Consider the following 22,776-nt stretch of genomic DNA (forward strand, 5'->3'; position numbering starts at 1 on the left):
TGTCCGGCTCAGGCGGCGGCGATGGCGCCGGTGATGAGGCCCGTCACTTCTTCCGGTGAGGACGCCTCCGTGCTCTTGTCCGCGACCTTGCGCCCGCGCCGCATGACGATCACGCGGTGGGCGACGGAGAAGACGTCGGGCATGCGGTGGCTGATCAGAATGACGGCGATGCCGTGATCGGACAGCCGCTTGATGAGTTCGAGCACCTCCGCCACCTGGCGCACGCTGATCGCGGCCGTCGGTTCGTCCATGATGACGAGGCGCGCCTCGGAAAGGCGCGTGCGGGCGATCGCCACCGCCTGCCGCTGGCCGCCCGACATCTGCCGCACGAGATCGTGCGGGCGTGTTTCGGATTTGAGTTCCTTGAAGAGTTCGCCGGCGCGCCGGAACATGGTTGCATGGTCGAGAACGCGAAACGGCCCGAAACCGATCCGCGGTTCGCGGCCGAGAAAGACGTTCGCGGCTGCCGTGAGGTTGTCGCAGAGCGCGAGATCCTGATAGACGACCTCGATCCCGCGGGCGCGCGCATCGACCGGTTTGCTGAAATGGACTGGCTTGCCGTCGATGAGCATTTCGCCATGCGACGGCGGGAAGTTGCCGGCGATCACCTTGGCCAGCGTGGATTTTCCGGCCCCATTGTCGCCCATGAGCCCGACCACCTGGCCCGGCTCCAGACTGAGCGTCACGTCGGTCAGGGCGTGAATGGCGCCGAAGTACCTTGAAACGCCTCTGAGCTCCAATAGACTCATGAACGGTCGCGCTCGCTCCGATAGAGGGATTCGCCGCCCCCGCAGAGCGACGAGTAGATAGTCAAACTAAATGATTTTTAGAGCACGATCGCCATTTATGCAAGGCCGTTTAGGCAGTCATTTTCATGGCCGTTTTTTACATCTGCTTTATCGGGCGCGCGGAGAGGGAAGGGCTTCGGAAGAGCGCCGTCCGAAGCGGACGCTCCATTACAATGGCCTTTTGAACGCCCTCTTCGCTACATCACCGCATCGAAAGGTCCACATCTATGACGCGCCGCAAAACGACTGAAAAAGTGACGAGAGCGGATTTGCGGGAGCTTTCGGAATTCCGTTATCGACTGCGTCGATTCTTGCGCTATTCGGAAGAAATCGTCCATGCCGAAGGCGTCACGCCGCTGCAATACATGCTGATGCTGCATACGCGCGCCTTCCCCGACCGCGACTGGGCCACGGTGGGCGAACTGGCGGAACGCCTGCAGGCGTCCTCGCACGGGACCGTCGCGCTCGTCACGCGCTGCGAGGTGGCCGGGCTCGTCAGCCGGGTGCCGGGTTTGCATGACCGGCGACAGGTCCAGGTGCACCTCACGCCCGAGGGCGAGCGGTGCCTCGCGAAACTGGCCGCGCTGCACAAGTCGGAGGTTCAGGCCTTCGGCTGGGCGTTTCGCGAGGAGCACGGCGACCGGGGACGGCAGGCCGCGGATTAAGCGCCTGCCGGTTCCCGAGGGCCCGCGTTACGGCTGCGGCTGATAAACGAGGTCGGCGCGCCGGTTCTGCGCCCACGATGCTTCGTCGTGCCCGAGGGCGACGGGCTTTTCCTTCCCCAGGCTGACCGCTTCGATCTGCGAGTCGGGCACGCCGAGCGTTTCGAGTTCGTGCAGCACGGCTTGCGAGCGGCGCTCGCCGAGCGCGAGGTTGTACTCGTCCGAACCGCGCTCGTCGGTGTTGCCCTGGATGAGCACGTGCTGGCCCGGATGGTGCCGCAGGTAGTCGGCGTGGGCGCGCAGCAGCGACTGGTAATCGCTCTTCACCGTATAGCTGTCGAAATCGAAATAGATGTTGCGCTTCGCGAGCGGGCTGTTGGGATTGTTGAGCTCGTCGACGGCGGGCGTGGTCGGCTCGCCGACCGGTTGCGAGGCCGCCGTGTTCGCCGCCGTGTTCGTGTTCGCCGTGCCGGTGGCGGGGGGCGCCGATGCCGAGTGGCATCCGGCAAGGAGCGCTGCCAGCAGCAGGGCGGCGCAGGATCGATGCAGGTTCATGACGGTTCCCGGGAAAGAGGCTGAGCGCGGGCACTCCAGTCGCACGATGCAGTCTAGCGAGCAATGCCGCACGATGCCTCGGTAATTTCCCGCGCCGTTAAAGTCCGCGAATTTAAGTTTCATTTAAGCCTGCCCGCATAAATTGGCCGACATGTCATGTCGTGATCGTTCTTTGCAACGGGCTTTCGTTCGCAGCGGGAGGCGATTGCGTGTGACCGTTGTGCCTCAGCTATGACGGACAGAACGTCCGGTTGCCGTTGACAGCGACGGCGGCAACTTTCCCTCACCCAGCGTTACTGCTGGGTTTTTTTTCGGGTGTTCGATATGCGTGTCTGCGCGCGCCGTTCGCCGAAGTGCTGCACGCCATGCGGATAGCGCGCTTTCTCGTCGGGAAGCCGGGGTCGAGGTCTACGGGGTTGAGATGAGTCTTGCAGACAAGATGGAACGGCGCCTGCTGGGCACGGCGCGCATTCTGTGTATCGTCGCGCTGGTCGCCGCAGTGATGGGCATGATAGCGGTCATGTTCGCGCTTGCGGCGCCTGCGGGGACCGGCGTGATCGCCGACCCGCCCGTCGCGGCCAGCGACGTGCTGGGCGCGATCCCGGGCTCGGAGGCGGCCAACGACGCGCTGTCGAATGGCGCGGCGCCCGCGCTCGATGTGGCGGGCGCTGCCGGACTCGTGGTGCCGGCGGCGCTTCGCGCGGTGCTGAATCAGGACACCGCAAGCCGGACCGTGCTCGACGGCTGGCTGGGAAGCGTGCCGCCCTCGGACCGGCAGCCGTTTCTGGACGAGCTATCCGACGTGATCGTGCGCGCCAACCAGCACGCGGCGGCGTGGGAATGGGACGATCGGGAGCGCTATGTGGCGGCTGCGATGAGCCAGTACGCTCATATGAAGATCGAGCGTGTCACGCTGGCCGCCAACACCATCGAGGTCGAGAACGAGAGAAGCGGGCAATTCAGGTCGTCGCTCGGCACACTGCTGGCGCTTGCGGGCTTTCTCACGGTGCTGATCCTTCTGATGGCGATCGAGCGTAACACGCGGGGTTGGCGCGAGCAGAAGCCGGGCTGAGGCATCGAACTCACCGAAATTATGCGGTTCTCCTATTGGTAAAAACCACAAGTCTTTTGCAGTGAGAGGAAAGTTGCGTCGGCATCGTTTGCCTTCGCGTGGCAACGCGTTTCCTCTGCGCCTGGCGTTGCGTTTCGCGATTTCGAGAACGTTGACGACAATGCATTCGTCGCCCATATTGTTGCGATTGCGCGAACGCGCCGGCTTCGCGGCGCGTTGAATGCACAGAACGACAACAAACTCGACCCAGGAGACACAGATGCACGGCAGGCAACTGGCGGTATGCGCGCTGTTTGCGGCGGCGGGATTGGCGGCAGGCAGCGCGGGCGCCGCAACGGACATCACGATCGCACACGTCTACGACGACAGCGGGCCGCTCTCGGTATACGGCAAGCAGACCGACACGGGGCTCATGCTGGGTATCGAGTATGAGACGCAGGGCACGATGAGCGTGAACGGTCACAAGCTCGTCGTGATTCGCAAGGATACCCAGGGAAAGCCCGATATCGCTCGCGCGCAGCTCGAGGCGGCATACAGCGACGACCACGCCGACATCGCCGTCGGTGCGACCGGCTCCGGCGAGGCGCTGGCGATGGAGCCGATTGCCCAGCAGTACCAGAAGGTCCTGCTCGTCGACTCGGCCGTGGCCGATTCGGTCACCGGCAAGAACTGGAACCGCTATGTGTTCCGCTCGGCCCGCAATTCCTCGCAGGACGCGATTGCGAATGCACGGGCGCTCGACCAGCCGGGCGTGGAAATCGCAACGCTGGCCCAGGACTATGCGTTCGGGCGTGACGGCATCAAGGCGTTCAAGGGCGCGCTGAAGAACGCCAAGGTGGTGCACGAAGAGTACCTGCCGCTGAATACGACCGACTTCACGGCCGCGGCCCAGCACCTGTTCGATGCGCTGAGGGGGCAGCCTGGCCGCAAGATCATCTTCATTCTGTGGGCCGGGCAGGGCAATCCGTTCAAGATTGCCGATCTCGATCCGCAGCGCTACGGCATCCAGATCGCGACGGGCGGCAATATCCTGCCGGCGCTCGCGGCGTACAAGCGCTTCCCGGGCATGGAAGGCGCAACGTATTACTACTACGGCATCCCGAAGAACAAGGCCAACGACTGGCTGGTCTCCACCTATCAGACGCGCTACAAGGAGCCGCCCGACTTCTTTACCGTCTGCGGCGTGGCGGCCGGCATCGCGCTCGTCGACGCCCTGAAGAAAACCGGCGGCGACCCGAATGCCGACAGGCTGATCGGCGCCATGGAAGGCATGTCGTTCGAGACGCCGAAGGGGACGATGACGTTCCGCAAGCAGGACCACCAGGCCATGCAGTCCATGTATCACTTCAAGATCGCCGTCGATCCGAAGCTGACGTGGGCCGTGCCGGAGCTCGTCAACGAGATCAAGGCCGACGACATGGACGTGCCCATCGAGAACCATCAGTGAGCTCGCCTGGGGGGACGCCCGGCAGTACGCTCGAAACGCGCGAGCTGACGATCCGCTTTGGCGGCCATGTGGCCGTTAATGCGGTGTCCTGCATGTTCAGGGCGGGCGAGCTGACGTGCATCGTCGGCCCCAATGGGGCCGGCAAGACGACCTTCTTCAACCTGATCTCGGGGCAACTGGAGCCGAGCGCGGGGCAGGTGCTGCTCGACGGTCACGACGTCACGCATCTCTCGGTGCCGGCGAAGACGCGACGCGGCATCGGCCGGGCCTTCCAGCTCACCAACCTGTTTCCGCGGCTCTCGGTGTTCGAGAACGTGCGGCTTGCCGTGCAGGCGCGCCGGCACACGGCGTTCGATCTGCTCTCGGTGTGGAGTGCGCATCGCGCGCTGCGCGAGCAGGCCGAAGCCTGCCTCGAACGCGTGGCGCTGGCGGAAAAGCGGCATCTCCCGGCGGCTTCGCTGCCGCATGGCGATCAGCGCAAGCTGGAGGTGGCGATGATGCTCGCACTCGAACCCGGCATCTTCATGTTCGACGAACCCACGGCCGGCATGAGCGTCGACGAGGTGCCGGTGATCCTCGACCTGATTCACGAGATCAAGCGTGACAGCAGCAAGATCGTGCTGCTCGTCGAGCACAAGATGGACGTGGTGCGCTCGCTGGCCGACCGCATCATCGTGCTGCACAACGGCACGCTCGTGGCCGACGGCGATCCGGCCGAGGCGATGGCCTCGCCGGTCGTGCAGCAGGCCTATCTGGGCGTCGCGTCCTGACCTGAAGGCCTGCCATGACCGAGAACCCCATCCTGCGGCTGCATGACGTCGAGACCCACATCGGCCCCTACCACATCCTGCACGGCGTGAGCTTCGAGGTGCCGCGCGGCGGCGTGACGATGCTGCTGGGCCGCAACGGCGCCGGCAAGACCACGACGCTGCGCACCATCATGGGCATGTGGCGGGCGAGCGCGGGCACCCTCGAATTCGACGGCGTGCCGATCGCGAAACAGCGCACGGCGGATATCGCGCGCGCCGGCATTGCCTACGTGCCCGAAAACATGGGCGTGTTCGCAGACCTCACCGTTGCCGAGAACATGAGGCTCGCCGCGCGCAGCGGTGATCCGGACACCGAACGGCTCGACTGGGTGTTCCGCATGTTCCCGGCGCTCAAGACGTTCTGGCGCCAGCGCGCGGGCGTGCTGTCGGGCGGCCAGAAGCAGATGCTTTCGGTGGCGCGGGCGATCATCGAGCCGCGCGAGCTGCTGATCATCGACGAGCCGACCAAGGGTCTCGCGCCCGCGATCATCCAGAACATGATCGAGGTGTTCCTCGAGCTGCGGCAGACCGCGATCTCGATCCTGCTGGTCGAACAGAATTTTCATATGGCGCGTTCGGTGGGCGACACGGTCGCGGTCATGGACGACGGGCGCGTCGTCCATCGCGGAACGATGGCCGGCCTGGCCGCGGACGAAGCGCTGCAGCAACGTCTGCTGGGGCTGTCGCTCGCGGCGCACCAGTGATCCGCAACGATTTGCGGCGGCTCGGATAAAGAGGAGACCCAAACACGTGGGCACCGTTACCCCGAAGTCTCAGGCAGGCAACGCGGCCGCGCCTGCTGCCTTGCCTCGAGCGCGGCCCGACTGGACACCGCTTGCGCTGGTGCCGCTCGTGATCGTGCTCGCGTACCCGCTCGTCGGCAGCGGCTCGACCTGGTTCACGCTGAGCGTGGCGGGACTGGCGATGGGCATGATCATCTTCGTCGTCGCCTCGGGCCTCACGCTCGTGTTCGGCCTCATGGACGTCCTCAACTTCGGCCATGGGGCTTTCGTGGCGCTCGGCGCCTATGTTGGCGCATCGGTCATGCTGCCGCTGGCCGCGTGGAGCACCGCGGACAGCATTGGCCTGAATCTCGGCGTGCTCGGTCTTGCGGCCCTCGCGGCGATGGCGGCAGGGGCCGCTATCGGCTTCGTGTTCGAGCGCCTGGCGGTGCGGCCGGTCTACGGCCAGCACCTCAAGCAGATTCTTGTCACGATGGGCGGCATGATCGTTGCGCAGGAAGCGATCAAGGTGATCTGGGGCGGACAGGACATTGCACTCGCAGTGCCGGCTCACCTCGAAGGCTCCGTTCTGCTGGGCGGCGCGGCGATCGAAAAGTACCGTCTGCTTGCCATGGCGCTGGGGCTGGCGGTATTCGTGGCGATGCTGCTCGTGCTGAGCCGCACGCGCATTGGCTTGCTGATCCGCGCGGGCGTGGAGAGCCGCGAAATGGTCGAAGCGCTCGGCTACCGGATCAATCGCGTGTTCATCGGCGTATTCGTGGTTGGCGCGGCGCTTGCCGGACTCGGCGGCGCGCTCTGGGGGCTTTACCAGCAGAATGTTTCGGTCACGATCGGCGCCCAGCTCAATGTGCTGATCTTCATGGTCGTCATCATCGGCGGGCTCGGCTCGACCACCGGCTGCTTCATCGGCGCCTTGCTGATCGGGCTGATGGAAAACTACACGAGCTTCCTCTTCCCCCAGGTGGCGATGTTCTCCGATATTGCCCTGATGATGCTGATCCTGCTCTGGCGCCCGCAGGGGCTTTACCCTGTGGCCCGGCGCTGAATGCGGAGCGTAACGTTCATGAACCGACTGCTTTCCGCCGACCTGCCTGGCAGCCGCACGCTATCCGGCCTCGTGGCGGCGCTGCTGTTTGCGCTGGCCTTCGCGCCGTTTCTGTTCTCGGGCGCGCGCGCCGTCGATACGGCGGCGAAGATCTGCATCTTCGTCGTGCTGGCGGCGAGCTACGATCTGTTGCTCGGCTACACCGGCATTGTTTCGTTCGCCCATACGATGTTCTTCGGCATCGGCAGCTATGGCGTGGCGATTGCGATGTCGCGTTTCGAGCCCGGTTGGGCGTCGCTCCTCCTCGGCACCTGTGCCGCGCTTGCCGTTTCTCTGGTGCTGGCTGTGCTGATCGCAGTGTTTTCGCTGCGGGTGCGTGCGATCTTCTTCGCGATGATCACGCTTGCGGTGGCCACGGCATTTGGCGGTCTCGTCTCGCGCCTGTCCGACTGGACCGGCGGAGAGGATGGTCTGACCTTCAGCGTGCCGAGGTGGCTCAGTCCGGCCTTTTCATTCGGCGAGAGGCGCTGGTTCGGCGTGCATCCCGATGGACGGCTGCTGGCGTATTACTTCGTGTTCGCCATCGCGCTGGTGCTGTTCCTCGTGTTGCTGCGCGTCGTCAATTCGCCGTTCGGGCGCGTTTTGCAGGCGATACGCGAGAACGCGTTCCGTGCCGAAGCGATCGGCTACCGCACCTTCGTCTATCGCGCCGTCGCCACTGTGCTCTCGGCCCTGTTCGCCACGCTGGCCGGTGCCCTGATGGCGCTCTGGCTAGGCTACAACGGTCCCGATACGTCGCTGTCGCTCAACGTCATGATCAATATCCTGCTCATGGTGGTGATAGGCGGCATGGGCACGCTGTATGGCGCGGCAGTCGGCGCAGCGCTGTTCGTCGTCACGCAGACCTATCTGCAAGACCTGATGCGCTTTGCGAGCCATGCCGTATTGGCCGTTCCGGTCCTGTCACGCCTCTTCGATCCGGAGCGCTGGCTGTTGTGGCTCGGACTGTTGTTCATTCTGTGTGTCTATTACTTTCCGCAAGGCATCGTCGGGCGCTTGCGCGAGACCCGTCGCCAGCCGCACGGTACGTAGTCCGTAGCATATCGACGATCCGCTCCCGACTCGTCGAACGCGCGAGGCAATTGGAACTGCTCCGCCGGACGCCTGGATATCATGCAAAGGCGGGGTGGGGCAGCCTCGGGGGCGCTCCGCCACTGCATGCTATAGTGCGTGGACCCTCCACCGCCAGATCAATGCCCATGACCTGCGACGCGTGCACCGGAATGCAGGAGAGTCCCGATCCGACCGGCCATGACGGGCTGGTCGAAGCGCGCAACCCGGTGCGCATGCGCCGGCTTGGACGGCCCGCCGTCATGGTGCGGCATTACCGGTGCGGCCACTGCGGTACCCGTTGGCTATCTGAAAGCGACCCGCTCGGTCCCGGCAAGGTGGAGTGGGTTTGTCTGCATCACTCCTCGAACGTTCTCTTTCCGGTGTCGGCTCTGAACCCGGGGGCGGCCCATGCGTCGAAGCAGGGCGCTGCCGGGGGTGCCTCGGCGACGTCGAACACGCCGCCGCGGCATAAATTCAGTTAGCGGCTTGCTTCGCGATAGCCAATTCAACGCCAATTCAAGGCCACTTCGGGACCATTTCAGGGCCAGTTGCTGCGGCATCTGAGCACCTTATTGTCCGGCCGGTGCTGCCTTCCTGAATTAAACATCATTGCGCTTGCGGCGCTTTCAGGCGCTTTTGTGCAAATCGCGCTAAAGAATTTATCCCGCGGATGGGATTTTGATAATCCGTGGCGCCGGCGCTTTTGTGGATTGTAATCGCTTTGATATTGTCTGATTAATTGACCGAGAAAATCTCTATTAAAACGGGAAGCGGCTTCGCGGAAGGGCTGCGGGGAGGGCGGATATCCGGCTGCACGCGCGGTGACGAGGGATCGGGATTGATGGACTATTTAATCTGGAGAATAAGACATTACCGGTCGCGGTAAGGGAATTAACAACATTTGACGCTTCGGGGGTATGTATTTGGCATTGTTTGTAGATGCGTAAAAATTATTGTCGATAGAATCGCATCTCGAAATCATCAGAAACTTGCTGTCGACGGTTCGAGTATTCGTTCGCAATTTCGATTGCTTCTTCGTCGAAATTCGCGTTTTCCGATGAGCAGGGTCAACCCGACTTGGTTAGTAGTATGAACAAATCATATAAATCGATCTGGAACGAGGCACTCGGGGCTTGGGTAGCAGCATCGGAACTCGACTCCGGCCGAGGCAAGCCGAGCAAGTCGCGGGTGCTCCACGCGGCAGTCGGCGCCGCCGTGCTCGCGGCGAGTATCGCATCGACGCCCGGCGCGCACGCGCAGTACTCGCCATCGGGCAGTAACGGTTCGGCATCGGGTGCGGGATCGATTGCGATCGGCGGCGGCAGCAGCAACGGATCGACCTACACGTCCACCGCGAGCGGCACCGACGCTGTTGCGATCGGGGCGGGCGCTGCCGCAACGGCCAATCTCGCGACGGCGATCGGCGCGTTCTCGACCGCATCGCAGGCGTCCGCGCAGGCCATTGGCTTCAACGCCGTCGCTTCCGGCAGCAGTTCGAGCGCTATCGGTATCACCGCCTACGCGGGGAGCACGGCTGCGACGGCAGTCGGCTACGGAGCCAGCGCTTCGAACACGTACACCACTTCGGTCGGCACCAAGGCAACCGCGAGCGGCAGTAATTCGGCCGCCATCGGCTATGCGGCAACGTCGTCGGCGAGCAATGCCGTGGCGATTGGCAATGGTGCCGTCGCGAGCGTGACGGGATCGATCGCGCTGGGATCCGGCGCCACGACGACCGGCACCGCGAACACGGCAACGGGCGGCACCGGCACGGTCGGCAGCAGCACCATTGGTGGCACCACGGTTGGCAGCTATGCCGGTACCAGTTCGGCCGCTGGCGTCGTTAGCGTGGGCTCGCCGGGCAACGAGCGCCGGATTCAGAACGTCGCGGCAGGCCTCGTTAGCGCGTCCAGCACCGACGCGGTCAACGGCAGCCAGCTTTATTCGGTTGCCAGCACAACCTTGTCGAGCCTTGGCAGCCTGTCGACGTCGGCATCGACCGGCATCAGCTCGTTGTCGACAGGCTTGAGCACGACCATCAGCACGGTGGGCAGTCTGTCGAGCTCGGCATCGACGGGCATTAGTTCGTTGTCGACGGGGCTGAGCTCGCTTTCGACTTCGACCTCGACGACGGCCAGCTCGCTTTCAACGGGCCTGAGCACGACCAGAAGCACGGTGAGTAGCCTGTCGAGCTCGACATCGGCCGGCATTGGCTCGCTGTCCACGGGCCTCGGCTCGCTGTCGACCGGTCTGAGCACGACGAACAGTTCGGTGGTCAGCCTGTCGACTTCGGCTTCGACGGGAATCGCCTCGCTGTCGACCTCGACGTCGACTGCGATTACCGCGGCAAAGACGCACTATTTCAGTGTCAACGACAACGGTACGCAGCAAGGCAACTACAACGATGACGGTGCGACCGGCGTCAACGCGCTTGCCGCCGGCACCAATGCGTCGGCATCCGGCAATGGCAGCGTGGCGGTTGGCGATGGCGCCGCCGTTGGCGGCAACGGTGCCGTTGCCATGGGCCAGAACGCCAGTGCCAGCGCGACCGGTGCCATGGCACTCGGCGCGGGCTCGACGGCCAACGTGGCCGGCTCCGTTGCACTCGGATCGGCTGCGGCAACGACCGGAACCGCCAACCCGGCAACTGGCGGCACTGGAATGGTCAGTAGTACTACTATTAGCGGTACTACATTCGGCACCTATGCCGGAACCAGCTCGGCGGCGGGTGTCGTCAGCGTCGGTACGCCTGGCAATGAGCGCAGGATTCAGAACGTAGCAGCCGGCCTCGTTAGCGCGACCAGCACCGATGCGGTCAACGGCAGCCAGCTCTACACCGTCGCCAGCACGACTTTGTCGGGCATCGCCAGTTTGTCGACATCGGCTTCGACCGGAATCGGCTCGCTGTCGACAGGCGTGTCGTCGCTGTCCACGGGGCTCTCTACAACCAATAGCACGGTGACGTCCCTGTCCAGTACGGTTTCGTCTGCGTCGGGCGCCATTTCTTCGCTGTCCACTTCGGCGTCGACGACGGCGAGCTCGCTGTCGACGGGTATGAGCTCGTTGTCCACGTCCACGTCGACGACGGCCAGCTCGCTGTCAACCGGCCTGAGCACGACGAACAGTACGGTAAGTAGCCTATCGACCTCAGTGTCCACGGGCCTCAGCTCGTTGTCCACGTCCACGTCCACGACGGCAAGTTCGCTCTCAACCGGTCTGAGCACGACGAATAGCGCGGTGAGCAGCTTGTCCACGTCGGCTTCGACCGGACTAGGCTCATTGTCGACCGGCCTGAGCACGACCAATAGCAAGGTAAGCAGCCTGTCCACGTCGGCCTCGACCGGCCTCAGCTCGCTCTCGACCGGCCTGAGCACCACGGGCAGCGCCGTAAGCAGCCTGTCCACCTCAACCTCGACAAGCCTCAGCTCGCTGTCCACGTCCACATCAACAACGGCAAGCTCGCTCTCAACCGGCCTGAGCACCACCAACGCGAACGTAACCAGCCTGTCGACGTCGGTATCGACCGGCATGACCTCGCTGTCGACGGGCGTGGCCAACTCGGTGCAATACGACAATGCGGCGCACACGAGCGTGACACTGGGCGGCGTCGGCTCGACCACCCCCGTGACACTCACCAACGTCGCCGCCGGCGCAAATCCGACCGATGCGGTCAACTTCGGACAACTGACCTCACTGTCCACGTCGACGGTTTCCGGCATCGCTTCGCTGTCGACAGGCCTGAGCACGACCAACAGCAATGTCGCCTCGCTTTCCACGGGACTGACCACCACCAACAGCAACGTCGCCTCCCTGTCGACGAGTCTGAATACGACCAACACCAATGTTGCTTCGCTGTCCACCGGCCTGAACACGACCGCGAGCAACGTAACCGCACTGTCGACAGGAATCGCCAACGGCACAGTCGGCCTCGTGCAGCAGGTGGGCGGGGCGCCCGGCAACGGCGCGATCACGGTCGGCGCCAGCACGGGCGGAACGACGGTCAATTTCGCCGGCACCGACGGCAACCGCCAGTTGACCGGCGTCGCCGCCGGCACCGCGGCAACGGATGCGGTGAACGTCAGCCAGTTGAATGCCGTTGCCTCGGTGGCCGGCAACGCGGTCCAGTACGACAACGCGGCGCACACGAGCGTCACGCTTGGCGGTGTCGGCGCGGCCACCGAGGTGGCGCTGACCAACGTCGCCGCGGGCGCGGTGACGGCAACCAGCACCGCGGCCATCAACGGCAGCCAGTTGTACGCCCTCGAATCGGAGATCGGCGCCATCACTGTTCAGGTATCCGGAGCAACTGGAACGACGGGCTCGGGAAGCTCGACGAGCTCGAAGTACGTGGCGGTGAATTCGACGGCAGGCGCGGCAAGTGCCACGGGCACCGAGGCGGTGGCGATAGGCGGAGCGTCGAGCGCAAGCGGCAACTACGGCGTCGCAATCGGCTCGGCGGCACAGGCGGGCGGCGTGAACTCCACGGCGATCGGTGCGAATGCGGTGGTGTCGGCCACGAACTCCGTGGCGATCGGAGCAGGTTCGGTCGCCAGCGAGGCCAATACGGTTTCGGTCGGCTCGCCGGGCAACGAGAGAACCATCTCGAACGTCGCGCCGGGCGTGAACCCGACCGATGCGGTAAACGTTGCGCAATTGCAAAGCGTTCAGCAAACTATCAACCAGGTTGCGCAGACCGCCTACTCGGGCGTCGCCATGGCGGGCGCGCTGGCCGCGCTGCCGCAGGTGGAGCAGGGCAAGTCGTTCCAGCTCGGCGCCGGCGTCGGCAACTACGGGGGATACACCGCGCTGGCCATTGGCGGTAGTGCCCGGATCACCGAGAACACGATCGTGAAGATGGGGGCCAGCACCACCAGCGGCGGCAACCATGTACTGGTTAATGCTGGCGTGGGCTACTCGTGGTAACGCGCGCTGCGGCGGCATAGCCGCGATGCGGGTAGCCGTTTGATCGACTGGTGAAGAAAGCATGCATATCGGAATTTCTGTCGTGACCCACGAGGGCCAGAATATCTGGGAAAACGGCCTCGGACAGAACATCGTTTTTCTTGCCGGCCTGTTTCAGCGGCTGCCGTTCGTGGCGTCGGTCGCGCTGATCGACGTTGGCGATCAAGGCGTCATGCCGCCTCAGGTCAACATGAATTCGCTGGACCTGCGGATCATGAGGACTGCAGAGGCAACGAACGAAGTCGACGTCATTGTCGAGATGGGCGGCGCGCTCGACATTCAGTGGCTCGACCTGATGCGCGCGCGCGGGAAGAAGGTGGTGTTCTACTGCTGCGGCCAACCGTTTGCCGGGCTCGCCGAGCCGGCGATATTCGGCAAGCCTACGCATTTTTCGCGTCCCGACCGCTGCGATGAGATTTGGGTGCTGCCCGAGTATCGGGATTTCGCGAGCTTTCAGCGGGTGCTGCATCGCTGCCCGGTGCACGTGGTTCCATATTTGTGGCATCCGCAATTCGTCGAGCAGCGCGCGCGGGAGGTGGAAGCGGTGCTGGGGGTTCCGTATGGCTACCGCCCTCGTACGCCGGGCGAGGCCGGCGTACCTCGCGGCCTGCGCGTGGCGATCTTCGAACCGAATATTTCCGTTGCGAAAACCTCGAGCATCCCGATGCTGGTCTGCGACGAGGCGTACCGTGCCGATCCGGCCGCGATAGCGAGGATGCACGTGCTCAACACGTTGCACCTCAAAGATCACGCCACCATGCTCTATTTTGCCAATTCGCTGGATCTGGTTCGTCAGCACAAGGCGACGTTTCATGGGCGGCACGATATCGTCGGCTTCATGATGCAATACGCCGACGCCGTCGTCTCGCATCAATGGCAGAACGACCAGAACTACAGCTATATGGATGCGCTGTACGGCGATTACCCTCTGATCCACAATTCCCCGTGGCTAAGGGGTGCGGGCTATTACTACTCCGACTTCGATGCGCGACAGGGCGCGGCGCAACTGCTGCGCGCGGCGGCGGAGCATGAGAGCGGCCTCGGTGACTACCGTTCGCGTGCGAGGCGAGTGTTCGCCGCCGTCGATCCGTTCGGACAGCACAATCTCGACGAGTACGCGTCGCGATTGTTGCAGCTGTGCCGCGACGCGAGATTCACCGGCCATGCCGTGAGCACGTCATGAGTGTCGAGCTACATTCGCCGTCCACGGCGCGCAAGCTACGCGTGGGCGTTTCGATATTCGTGCGCAAGGGCGAGCAGTCCATTTGGGAAAACGGGATCTATCAGAACTGCATTTTCCTGGTAATGCTGCTCATGCGTTCGCCGCTGGTCGAAACGACTTATCTGGTGGCGGGCGGCGGCGACGGCGAACCCGCCGACGCGAAGCACTTTCTCGCCGATTCGCCGGTGCCGCTCATCGACATGAACGAGGCCGCGGCGACACTGGACGTCATGATCGAAATGAGCGCCCAGCTTGCGCGCGAGTGGGTCGTGGCGTTTCGCGAGCGCGGCGGCAAGATCGTGTCGATGCGGGTTGGCAACGACTATGTGATCGATATCGAGCGCATGGTGTTCGACAAGCCGAACGGCCTGCTGATTACGGGCGCGCCCTATCACGAAGTATGGACGCTGGCGGAATACGAGAAGACCTGTGTGCCGTATTTCCGGAGCACGTTCCGTACGCCGGTGCGCGTGATGCCGCATTTGTGGAGCCCGTTCGTGCTGGAGCGCGAAGCCGCAAAGCTGCCGGAGGGCGTTCGCTTCGGCTACCGCCCCGGGCGCAGGCGCTGGCGGGCGGGCATTTTCGAGCCGAACATCTGCATGGTGAAGACGAGCTTCGTTCCGCTTCTGACCTGCGAGGCCGCGCACCGCGCCAATCCGGACCTGCTCGAACGCGTATGGGCCTACAACACGTTCCATATGAAGGAACACACGGGTTTCAGCGGTTTTGCCCGCAGCCTCGATATCGTGAAGCATGGCCTGACTTCGTTCGAAGGGCGCTTTCCGTTCTGCAGGGTCGTGGCGGCCGATGTCGACGTGGTGGTCGCGCATCATTGGGAAAACGCGCAGAACTACGTGTATTACGAGGCGCTGTATGGCGGTTATCCGCTCATCCATAATTCGCATCTGCTTGGCGATTGCGGGTACCGCTACGACGGCTTCGATTGCGAGGAAGGCGGTCGCGCCTTGCAGCGGGCCTATGCGAAACACGATGCCGATCTCGACGCGTACCGGCGAAGCGCACATGCGTTCCTCGCGCAGCTCGATCCTGTGAGCGAGGCCAATGTGCGAATTTATACGGATGCCATTGCAGCGCTGTATTCATGAATTCATTTCGTATAACGATCCGAATGCTCTACATGCTCGTGCTGGCGGGTGCCTTGCTGCTGAGCGCCGAAGCATTCGCGCAAGGGGTGCTGGTGCCGCAAGGGCAGGCCGGACCGCGTAATTCGCTGGTCGTTGCGGCGACTTCGGTTGGCGTTCGCAATTGTTTGCCGGCCCTGACGGCATTGTCGACGCTCGGTGTCCAGGGAGCCAGCAATAACGACGTGCTGTTCGACTGGGACCGTACTCGTGCGGGGAACAGTACGGTGTTCTCGCTGGTCGGGCTGGAATTTCCCAACGGCAACGCAGCGATGTCGATAACGGGCGTGCCCGAGGCAGACGGTTCGTGCTCGGTCTCGGCCGAGCGCATTTCGGTCGCGCCTCTGGGTTGCCAGGTCGTGGCGAAGAAAGAGCTGGCAGGCTATCGGGCGACCAGGCTGTTGCCCCATATGACGGTTTACACGGACGCCAGGGATCCGGGCTCGTCGGTGTCGCTCATCGATGAGCAGGTGGGCTGCCTCGTGATCCGCCGCTATGTGAAGTTTTCGGCGGGGACTCCGGGGCGAGGCGGTTGAGCAACGAGCCGGTCTGTCACACCGGGCCCTGATGCCGACTCGCGATCTTCGCGACCGCATTGCAACGAAAATGAACGCCACGGAAATCATTCGACCATGAACGGGTTGCGGATCGGCATCACGATCGGCCTGCATCACGAGGCTGAAACGCTGTGGAACAACGGCATCAAGCAAAATGCCGTTTTCCTTGCGGAAGCTCTGCGGAACTGTCCGCAGGTGGCCAGCGCCGTGCTGGTCAATACGACGCAGGTGCCGATTACGCCGGCCTTGCCCTGGGACAGGGCGCGCTATCCTACGCAGTCCTTTGAAGCGGCCAAGGATGGCATTGACGTATTGATCGAGCTGGGCGGCCAGATCGACGCGGCGCAGACCGAGTATCTCAAGCAGCGCGGCGTGCGGATCGTGTCCTATTGCTGCGGCTTCGAATATGTTCATGCGATGGAGTCGGTACTGTTCCGCAAACCGATGTGGGGCGAGAATCTGTTCGTCAACCAGCGCTATGACGCTATCTGGATCATTCCGCAGGTGGCGAATATCAGCCGCTCCTACTTCGAGGTATTGCGCCGGCAGACGGGGCGGGTCGTGCCGTTTATCTGGAGTCCGCAGTTTCTCGACGAGCGTGCGAAAGACCTGCCGGATGCCGGAAAATATCGGCCGGGAAAAGGCCCGAAGCGCCTGAGCGTGATGGAGCCGAACATCAATGTCGTGAAGTTCTGCCTGTATCCGGCGCTCATTGCGGAGCTGGCGTATCGCCGGCGGCCCGACAGCATCGCCATGCTGCAGGTGACGAACGCCGACCAGATCGCGCGTGACAGCCTCGAGTTCATCACGCTGATGAACCAGCTCGACATCGTGCGCGCGCACAAGGCTGTGTTCCTCGGGCGCCACGAAACGCCGGTCTTTCTGGCCGAAAATACCGATATCGTCGTTTCGCATCAGCTCGAAAATCCGCTCAACTATTTTTATCTGGAAGTGTGCTGGCAGGGTTACGCGTTGGTGCACAACGCGCACCTGTGTTCGGACCTCGGTTACTACTACCGCGATAACGACGCGGAAGAGGGCGCGCGCCGCTTGATCGAAGCCATCGACACGCACGACGCGCATGCCTCGTGGTATCGCGAACGCCAACGCACGGAGATCGCCCGTTATCTGCCGGACAACCGGCAACTGGTTGCCACTTATACCGCGCTGCTCGACGATTTGAGGGCGAGACCGCTCCGTTAGACAATGACCGCGCCCGAAACACCGTTCTCGCGTATCCAGCAGCGCCTCCTGGCGGGCGATCTGATCCACGCATCGCGCGAAATCGATGCGTGGCTGGCAATCGCCCCCTGCGATGCCGGCGCATTGACGGCGTATGCCTTTCTGATGCGGCTGCGCGGACGGTTTCAGCTTGCCGCCGAAACGCTGGAGCGTTCGCTTGCGCGGGCGCCCGACTATGCGCCGAGTCTGATCGAGATGGCGCGGCTCGCATGCCACGAAGGGCAGCGGGAGCGTGCGCAGGCATGGTACGAGGCGGCACATGGCCGTGCGCCCGAGGCGACGGAGTGGTTCGACGAATGGCACGATCTGCTGCAGCAAATGCAGCGCTACGCTCAGGCGACCCAGGTGGCCCGGCGTTGGTGCAACGCGCAACCGGATTCGGCAAAGGCCTGGTTCTCGCTCGGGCTTAGTCATCAGCACAACGATGCGTTTGCCGAGGCGATGGAGGCCTACCATCGCGCGATGGCACTCGACGCGCGGTATCCGATGTTGTGCAACAACCTCTCGGCATTGCATAGCTCGATCGGCGATTACGACACCGCCTTGCGCATTTGCGACGAGGCCATTCGTCTCGACCCGGGGAATGCGCTCGCCTGGACCAATGCGGCGAATATCTGGTGCAAGCTATGCATGCCCGGTAACGCGTTGATCGCGGCGGAGCGGGCCTGCGCATTGTCGCCGGGCTATACGCTGGCCTTGCTGGCCTTGAGTAACGCGCTGAAAGAGCTGCGGCGCTTCGACGAAGCGCTCGATGCCGTGATGCGGGCCGCACGCGCAGCGCCTGTCGATCCGAAAATCCAGTGGTCACTCGCCATGCTGCAATTGCTGCGCGGCGACTATGAAAACGGCCTCGTGAATCACGAGGCGCGCTGGCGCGGCTCGCCGGAACTGGCCGGCGTGCCGCATTTCCGTGAGGAGATGCGCTGGCATGGCGAAGATCTCGCCGGCAAGACTTTGTTCGTCTGGGACGAGCAGGGCCTGGGCGACGCCTTGCAGTTCGTGCGCTTCGTGCCGCGGATCGCGGAGCAGGTCCGCGAAGCGGGCGGCACGCTCGTTTACTGCTGCTTTGCAGCGCTGTTGCCGCTGTTCGAACGCAGCGTCAAGCCATATGGCGTGCCGATAGTGGCGCACAGCGCGGCCAACCTTCCGCCCTTCGACTATCACTTGCCGGTTGGCAGCCTGCCGTTAATGCTGGGTGTGCGAGCCGAAACCCTGGCGGCGCCGCAACGCTACGTCGAACCCGATCCCGCCAGCGTGGCGCGGTGGCGTGCGACGCTGCCGCAAGATGGCCGGCTCAAGGTGGGGCTCGTGTGGAGCGGCAGCCGCGGGCATCAGCGCAATTCGCTTCGCGCGGTTCCGCCTGCCTTGTATGCGCAGGCATTGAGCGGCTTGCATAACGTCGAGTTCTACAGTCTGCAGATCGATGGCAGGGAAGAGGCCGAGGCGATGGCCGCGCAGGGATTGTCCGTGGTGGATCGTACGCCGGAGCTGGCATCGTTCGACGAGACCGTCGCGCTGATCTCCCACCTCGATCTGGTGATTACGGTTTGCACGAGCGTGGCGCACCTCTCGGGTGCGCTGGGCAAGCGGACCTGGCTGCTGCTCGACGTCAATCCGCATTGGGTCTGGATGCTCGAACGCGGCGACAGCCCGTGGTATCCCACGTTGACGCTCTATCGTCAGCAGAACTATGCGGAGTGGGGGCCGGTGCTGGAGCGCGTGCGGGCCGATCTTCTGGCGCTGACGCCGTGAAACCCGGCTCGTCTGCGAGGGTGTCGTGCATGTTCCGCGGGCGTCCGTCCCTCATCCGAAGCTGTTGGCCGGCGTTACCACGTGTACCTGACCCCAACGTCTCCTTGCACCCCTTGCCGCCGCCCCCCCGCAGTATCGCCAACGGCGAATTGATAGCCAGCCTGAAGATAAGCGTCAAGCCGCTTGTCGATCCGGGTGGTCACGCCGCCCGCGAACTCAAGCCGGCTTGCCTGTTCCAGCAGCGGGATCGAATCGGCACCAAACATCGTGGTAGCGGTTCCGCCCCAGTCGTGCCAGAAGTTCACCCGCGCATACGGCTCCCACACCTCGCCGTTTGTCCCGTCGATCGACCAGCGTCCGCGCACGCCCAGCCGCCCGGTCGTACCCGAGGTAGAGCCGAGATCGACGGGGCCCAGCCCATCGTTTGCTTCGCTGAAGCTGACGTGCTGCCAGATTATCTGCATCTGCGGTTCGAGCACGAATCGCGGACCCAGCGGCAACGGAACCGGATAGCCGGCTTCCAGCGAGGACACAAAGCCATAGCCGCTGATCGGCAATCGCGCGGTTTCTGTCGTCGCATTGCCGTCGTAGTGGGTGCCCTGCAGGACCGCATCGACATACCATCCGTTCGGGCCGTAGTGCGTCCAGTAAAGGCCGCCGGAGTACGCGTCGAGATCGATCTTGCCGGTCTGGACCTGAACGTATGAGTCGAGATCCAGGTCGGTCACGAGTCCATTGACGTTCAGTGAACTGTTCGCATACGCGAAATAGGCCCCGGCCGCATCGCGTTGGCCGGGAACAAGACTGCCGCGCCAGATATCGAGGCCCGCCTGCATGCCGAGCATTTGGCCGCTCGTCTGCGGGTCGACAAATGCCCGATAACGGTTGTCGATCTGTTGCCCGAAGAAGCGGCCCCACGACGATTGGGTCCAGCCGTCCGCACCTGCGCTGGGATCGGCAAACGTATCGCCGATGCGCTCGTGCAGCGTGCCGAGCATGGCCAGGCCCATCTGCCTCGCAATCGGCTGCACCACGCTATCGGTTGCAAGTTCCGGGCCGATGATGGGCCAGGTGCCGGGCGGCAACACGGCGGGAGGCGGATCCACGCTAAGCTCCGGCGACTCCGCATCGACGGACGCACCTGGAGAAGGGGATGGCTCGCCCGGCTCGGGCACGACACTTCCGGGCGGTACAGGCTGGTTGGGAACGGCGGGGGTCACGCTCCCGCCAGGCGGCGCGGGCTGCGTGGGAATGGCGGGCTCGGTCACTTCAAACCCCGGCGGGGCAGGCTGTAACGGTACGACAGGTTTTATGCCGCTAACAACGAAGTCGGAACGCAGGAACCAGTCGTCCGGACTACTACCGTTGATGCCGCCGCGGAACAATCCGTAGTCGAATGCGCCGGCACGCGCCTCGCCGGCCAGCGCGAACGCGGTCGGTGCGGTCGCGCCGCCGTTCGCTGTCTGCACGACCAGAATCCCGTTGCTGGTTGTGCTCGCACCTTCTCCCGTGGTGTTGTGGATCACGAGGCCTGTCGTGCCGGACGCGGTGCCGCCGTCGACGATCAACCTGTCCGACGGCGAGCCGTCGGTTCCGAGATAGGTATTGAGTTCGATCGTCCCCGCTGCGCCGACGTAGTTGCCGGTGATGAGCGTCTTGTAGCTCGCAAGCTGGGTTGGGTCGCCAGTCGGCGCGGTGAAGCGGATGATGCTGTCGCTGTTCGCCAGATTCGTCATATTGGAATTGCCGGTCATCGTCCAGTCGGTGCCGTCGTGCAGCGTGACAGCCGCCGTGCCGCCGGCGCCGGTGGTGATGGCGCCGCTCAGCAGTGAGGCTCCTGCGTCAAATGTCGTCGCCGACGATCCTTGCGTTGCGAGCAGCGACCCGTCGTTGTCGGTGGCGGTCGAGCCGTTGAGCGTGATGTTTGCCACGGCGCTCTGCACGCTGAATGAGCCCGCGGTCGAACTGGCTGTCGTTCCGTTCAACGTGAGCGTATTCGCGATGCCCGCCGCACCATTGACCAGAAACGCGACGCTTCCACTGCCATTTGCCTGCACCGAGCCGCCATCAATGGCGAGCGTACCGCCGTTCTGTACCGTTCCCGCCGCCGACTGCTGCGCATTGGCGGTGATCGTAGTGCCGCTCGTGCTGAGCGTCGTGCCCGTGCCCTGCGCGATCAGCGCACTCGAACCGGTTGCTCCGTTCACCGTCACCGAACCGCCGCTTAGCGTCACGTTGCTACCGCCGGCCGCGTTGACTCCGACGATATTTCCTCCTCCGGAGACACTGATCGCCGTATCGTTCGCACTGAACGAGCTGGCGCTATCGGCAAGCACGCCGGTCACACCGCCGCCCTGCGACGTGAGGGTGACGGTGCTGTTCGCCATATCGATGGCGGCGCCTCCGGTGCTATGCACGCCGCGGTCGCCGCCGCCGGTCTGGCCCTCCAGCGTCACGCCGTCCGCCGTGATCGTGCTGCCCGCGCCGCTTGCGACCAGCCCCTGGCTGCCGCCACCGGAAGCCATGGCAATTGACGCGCCATCATTCAGCGTGATCTGGCCGCCGTTCTCGGCGAGCGCGACGGTAATGCCGCTTGCGGGCAGCTTGATCACGAGCCCGCTGGCGACAATCTGGCTGTTTGTGCCGTTGGCCAGCAGGCCGGTGATGCCACCGGACCCCGCGTATTGCTCTGAAAGCGTTGATGGACCGGCATCCGGATCGACACCGAAGAGTACCGACCCGCCGCCCTGTGCCGTCACGGCAACGCCATACGGGACAGAGATTGCGACACCGTTTGCCTGGATCGCGCCACTACCGGTAGCGGTGATGCGGGCAGCGGAAGTTCCGGGAGGAATCGAACAAGCAGCGCCGCCGTTCGTGAATTCGCCCCCATTTGACGGGCAATTGGCCGCCCACGCCGATGAAATGCCGCCGCTCGCCGCAAGGGCAACCAGTAAGCCTGGCACAAGCGGAATATTTTTCTGTCGTGTTCCGGTGGCACCTTGGCGTAAAGGTATCCTAACCAATCCTCTGCAAGATGCCATGACGTCGACTCCCGGAGGGTATTGCTTTCCTCAGTTTTATCCACGGCGGACGGACATGCAACCTCTTTGCGCAGAGGCGACCCTCACTTGCCTTCGGTGGCGCACACTGAATCTCCCTTCGCGCTTGTCGCGAGATCCGGGCGAGTCGAACGAGGCTTCAGATGTCGGCAAACGTTCGTGAACTCGCGGTGTTCGATCTCGCGATCGGCAGCAGGCTCCGAGCGCGCGATCTTGCCCGTTTGCAGGTGCAGGACTTCCATCTTCCCGCCGCCGGCTCGCGGGCAAGATGTCAATATCATGGTATTCCATAGTATCGCCAACTCGTCACCCTGACTAGTATGGCATACCATAATCTCGCAATTGAAACTTGCATCGTGTGACATGCGCAGCGGGGCGATTCAGGCTGCGCACGCGATCTCCCATCGGCAGGATGGTGGATGCGCTATTCGACAGGGCGTTACGGGGAGATGGGCGACGCCGTCTGGCGCGGCCCAGGTCAACGCCCGATTGGGGTTATTTCACGCTTTTCTTTATTAGTTGTACAAAATATTGAAGGAGAATGGCATGCGTTTCGGGAAGTGGAAGATCATGGCTCTTCCTTTGCTGGTGAGTTCGGGCGTG

19 protein-coding genes and 3 pseudogenes are annotated in these 22,776 nt (G+C 63.6%); 17 read left to right on the plus strand and 5 right to left on the minus strand.

Annotated features, from left to right (window positions below):
• Positions 1–8: 8 nt before the first annotated feature.
• A complete protein-coding gene (locus BAC01S_RS28695; RefSeq protein WP_027797846.1) occupies positions 9–749 on the minus strand; it encodes an ATP-binding cassette domain-containing protein in 741 nt (246 codons plus the stop codon).
• 266 nt (positions 750–1,015) lie between these two features.
• On the opposite strand from BAC01S_RS28695, the gene BAC01S_RS33020 reads away from it, so the two are divergent.
• Complete coding sequence (locus BAC01S_RS33020; RefSeq protein WP_043204064.1) at positions 1,016–1,453, plus strand: MarR family winged helix-turn-helix transcriptional regulator; 438 nt, start codon at positions 1,016–1,018, stop codon at positions 1,451–1,453.
• Between the two features lie 27 nt (positions 1,454–1,480).
• On the opposite strand, the gene pal is transcribed toward BAC01S_RS33020, so the two are convergent.
• On the minus strand, positions 1,481–2,005 hold the full coding sequence (gene pal / locus BAC01S_RS28705; RefSeq protein ID WP_027797847.1) for a peptidoglycan-associated lipoprotein Pal: 525 nt from the start codon (positions 2,003–2,005) through the stop codon (positions 1,481–1,483).
• A 421-nt stretch (positions 2,006–2,426) separates the two neighbouring features.
• On the opposite strand from pal, the gene BAC01S_RS28710 reads away from it, so the two are divergent.
• From BAC01S_RS28710 to BAC01S_RS35970, 8 genes and pseudogenes are all read left to right on the plus strand, one after another.
• Positions 2,427–3,077, plus strand: a complete 651-nt coding sequence (locus BAC01S_RS28710) for a hypothetical protein (RefSeq protein ID WP_156954570.1) — start codon at positions 2,427–2,429, stop codon at positions 3,075–3,077.
• A 259-nt stretch (positions 3,078–3,336) separates the two neighbouring features.
• Positions 3,337–4,524 carry a substrate-binding domain-containing protein gene (locus BAC01S_RS28715; protein ID WP_027797849.1) on the plus strand — a complete coding sequence of 396 codons (1,188 nt, stop codon included), beginning with the start codon at positions 3,337–3,339 and terminating at the stop codon, positions 4,522–4,524.
• A complete protein-coding gene (locus tag BAC01S_RS28720; protein ID WP_027797850.1) occupies positions 4,521–5,294 on the plus strand; it encodes an ABC transporter ATP-binding protein in 774 nt (257 codons plus the stop codon). Before BAC01S_RS28715 ends, BAC01S_RS28720 begins: the two co-directional genes overlap by 4 nt.
• 14 nt (positions 5,295–5,308) lie before the next feature.
• On the plus strand, positions 5,309–6,037 hold the full coding sequence (locus BAC01S_RS28725) for an ABC transporter ATP-binding protein (RefSeq protein ID WP_027797851.1): 729 nt from the start codon (positions 5,309–5,311) through the stop codon (positions 6,035–6,037).
• A gap of 46 nt (positions 6,038–6,083) precedes the next feature.
• Positions 6,084–7,121: a branched-chain amino acid ABC transporter permease gene (locus BAC01S_RS28730; protein ID WP_027797852.1), complete on the plus strand. Its 1,038-nt coding sequence runs from the start codon at positions 6,084–6,086 to the stop codon at positions 7,119–7,121.
• 18 nt (positions 7,122–7,139) lie between these two features.
• Positions 7,140–8,213: a branched-chain amino acid ABC transporter permease gene (locus BAC01S_RS28735; protein WP_027797853.1), complete on the plus strand. Its 1,074-nt coding sequence runs from the start codon at positions 7,140–7,142 to the stop codon at positions 8,211–8,213.
• 167 nt (positions 8,214–8,380) lie between these two features.
• On the plus strand, positions 8,381–8,716 hold the full coding sequence (locus tag BAC01S_RS34930) for a hypothetical protein (RefSeq protein WP_156954571.1): 336 nt from the start codon (positions 8,381–8,383) through the stop codon (positions 8,714–8,716).
• Positions 8,717–9,323: 607 nt separating this feature from the next.
• Positions 9,324–9,632: pseudogene (locus BAC01S_RS35970) on the plus strand (ESPR domain-containing protein); the annotation flags it as partial.
• Here BAC01S_RS35970 and BAC01S_RS35975 read toward each other — a convergent pair.
• The gene (locus BAC01S_RS35975; protein WP_245616722.1) at positions 9,575–9,748 is read right to left on the minus strand and encodes a hypothetical protein; all 174 of its coding nucleotides are present in this window, start codon (positions 9,746–9,748) and stop codon (positions 9,575–9,577) included. The pseudogene BAC01S_RS35970 and the gene BAC01S_RS35975 sit on opposite strands and share 58 nt — an antisense overlap.
• 91 nt (positions 9,749–9,839) lie before the next feature.
• Here BAC01S_RS35975 and BAC01S_RS35980 point away from each other — a divergent pair.
• From BAC01S_RS35980 to BAC01S_RS28790, 7 genes and pseudogenes are all read left to right on the plus strand, one after another.
• Positions 9,840–12,152, plus strand: a pseudogene (locus BAC01S_RS35980) (beta strand repeat-containing protein); the annotation flags it as partial.
• 123 nt (positions 12,153–12,275) lie between these two features.
• Positions 12,276–13,157, plus strand: a pseudogene (locus BAC01S_RS35985) (YadA family autotransporter adhesin); the annotation flags it as partial.
• Positions 13,158–13,218: 61 nt separating this feature from the next.
• Positions 13,219–14,379, plus strand: a complete 1,161-nt coding sequence (locus BAC01S_RS33040) for a DUF2827 domain-containing protein (protein ID WP_043204066.1) — start codon at positions 13,219–13,221, stop codon at positions 14,377–14,379.
• Complete coding sequence (locus BAC01S_RS28775; RefSeq protein ID WP_027797854.1) at positions 14,376–15,524, plus strand: DUF2827 domain-containing protein; 1,149 nt, start codon at positions 14,376–14,378, stop codon at positions 15,522–15,524. Before BAC01S_RS33040 ends, BAC01S_RS28775 begins: the two co-directional genes overlap by 4 nt.
• Positions 15,525–15,547: 23 nt before the next feature.
• On the plus strand, positions 15,548–16,096 hold the full coding sequence (locus BAC01S_RS33045; RefSeq protein WP_052408870.1) for a hypothetical protein: 549 nt from the start codon (positions 15,548–15,550) through the stop codon (positions 16,094–16,096).
• Positions 16,097–16,192: 96 nt separating this feature from the next.
• Positions 16,193–17,320: a DUF2827 domain-containing protein gene (locus BAC01S_RS28785; RefSeq protein ID WP_027797855.1), complete on the plus strand. Its 1,128-nt coding sequence runs from the start codon at positions 16,193–16,195 to the stop codon at positions 17,318–17,320.
• Between the two features lie 3 nt (positions 17,321–17,323).
• Positions 17,324–19,111, plus strand: coding sequence for a tetratricopeptide repeat protein (locus BAC01S_RS28790; RefSeq protein WP_027797856.1), 1,788 nt, complete (start codon positions 17,324–17,326; stop codon positions 19,109–19,111).
• Between the two features lie 74 nt (positions 19,112–19,185).
• Here BAC01S_RS28790 and BAC01S_RS28795 read toward each other — a convergent pair whose 3' ends face one another.
• Both BAC01S_RS28795 and BAC01S_RS34940 read right to left on the minus strand, forming a co-directional pair.
• A complete protein-coding gene (locus BAC01S_RS28795) occupies positions 19,186–21,870 on the minus strand; it encodes an autotransporter family protein (protein ID WP_052408871.1) in 2,685 nt (894 codons plus the stop codon).
• 368 nt (positions 21,871–22,238) lie between these two features.
• Entirely contained in the window at positions 22,239–22,415 is a 177-nt protein-coding gene (locus tag BAC01S_RS34940) for a hypothetical protein (RefSeq protein ID WP_156954573.1), read from the minus strand.
• Positions 22,416–22,592: 177 nt separating this feature from the next.
• Here BAC01S_RS34940 and BAC01S_RS35410 point away from each other — a divergent pair.
• The coding region (locus tag BAC01S_RS35410) for a hypothetical protein (RefSeq protein ID WP_218001801.1) at positions 22,593–22,776 on the plus strand (184 nt) is incomplete at its 3' end.

It is taken from the genome of Paraburkholderia acidipaludis NBRC 101816 (genome assembly GCF_000684975.1).
Taxonomy (GTDB): Bacteria; Pseudomonadota; Gammaproteobacteria; order Burkholderiales; family Burkholderiaceae; genus Paraburkholderia; species Paraburkholderia acidipaludis.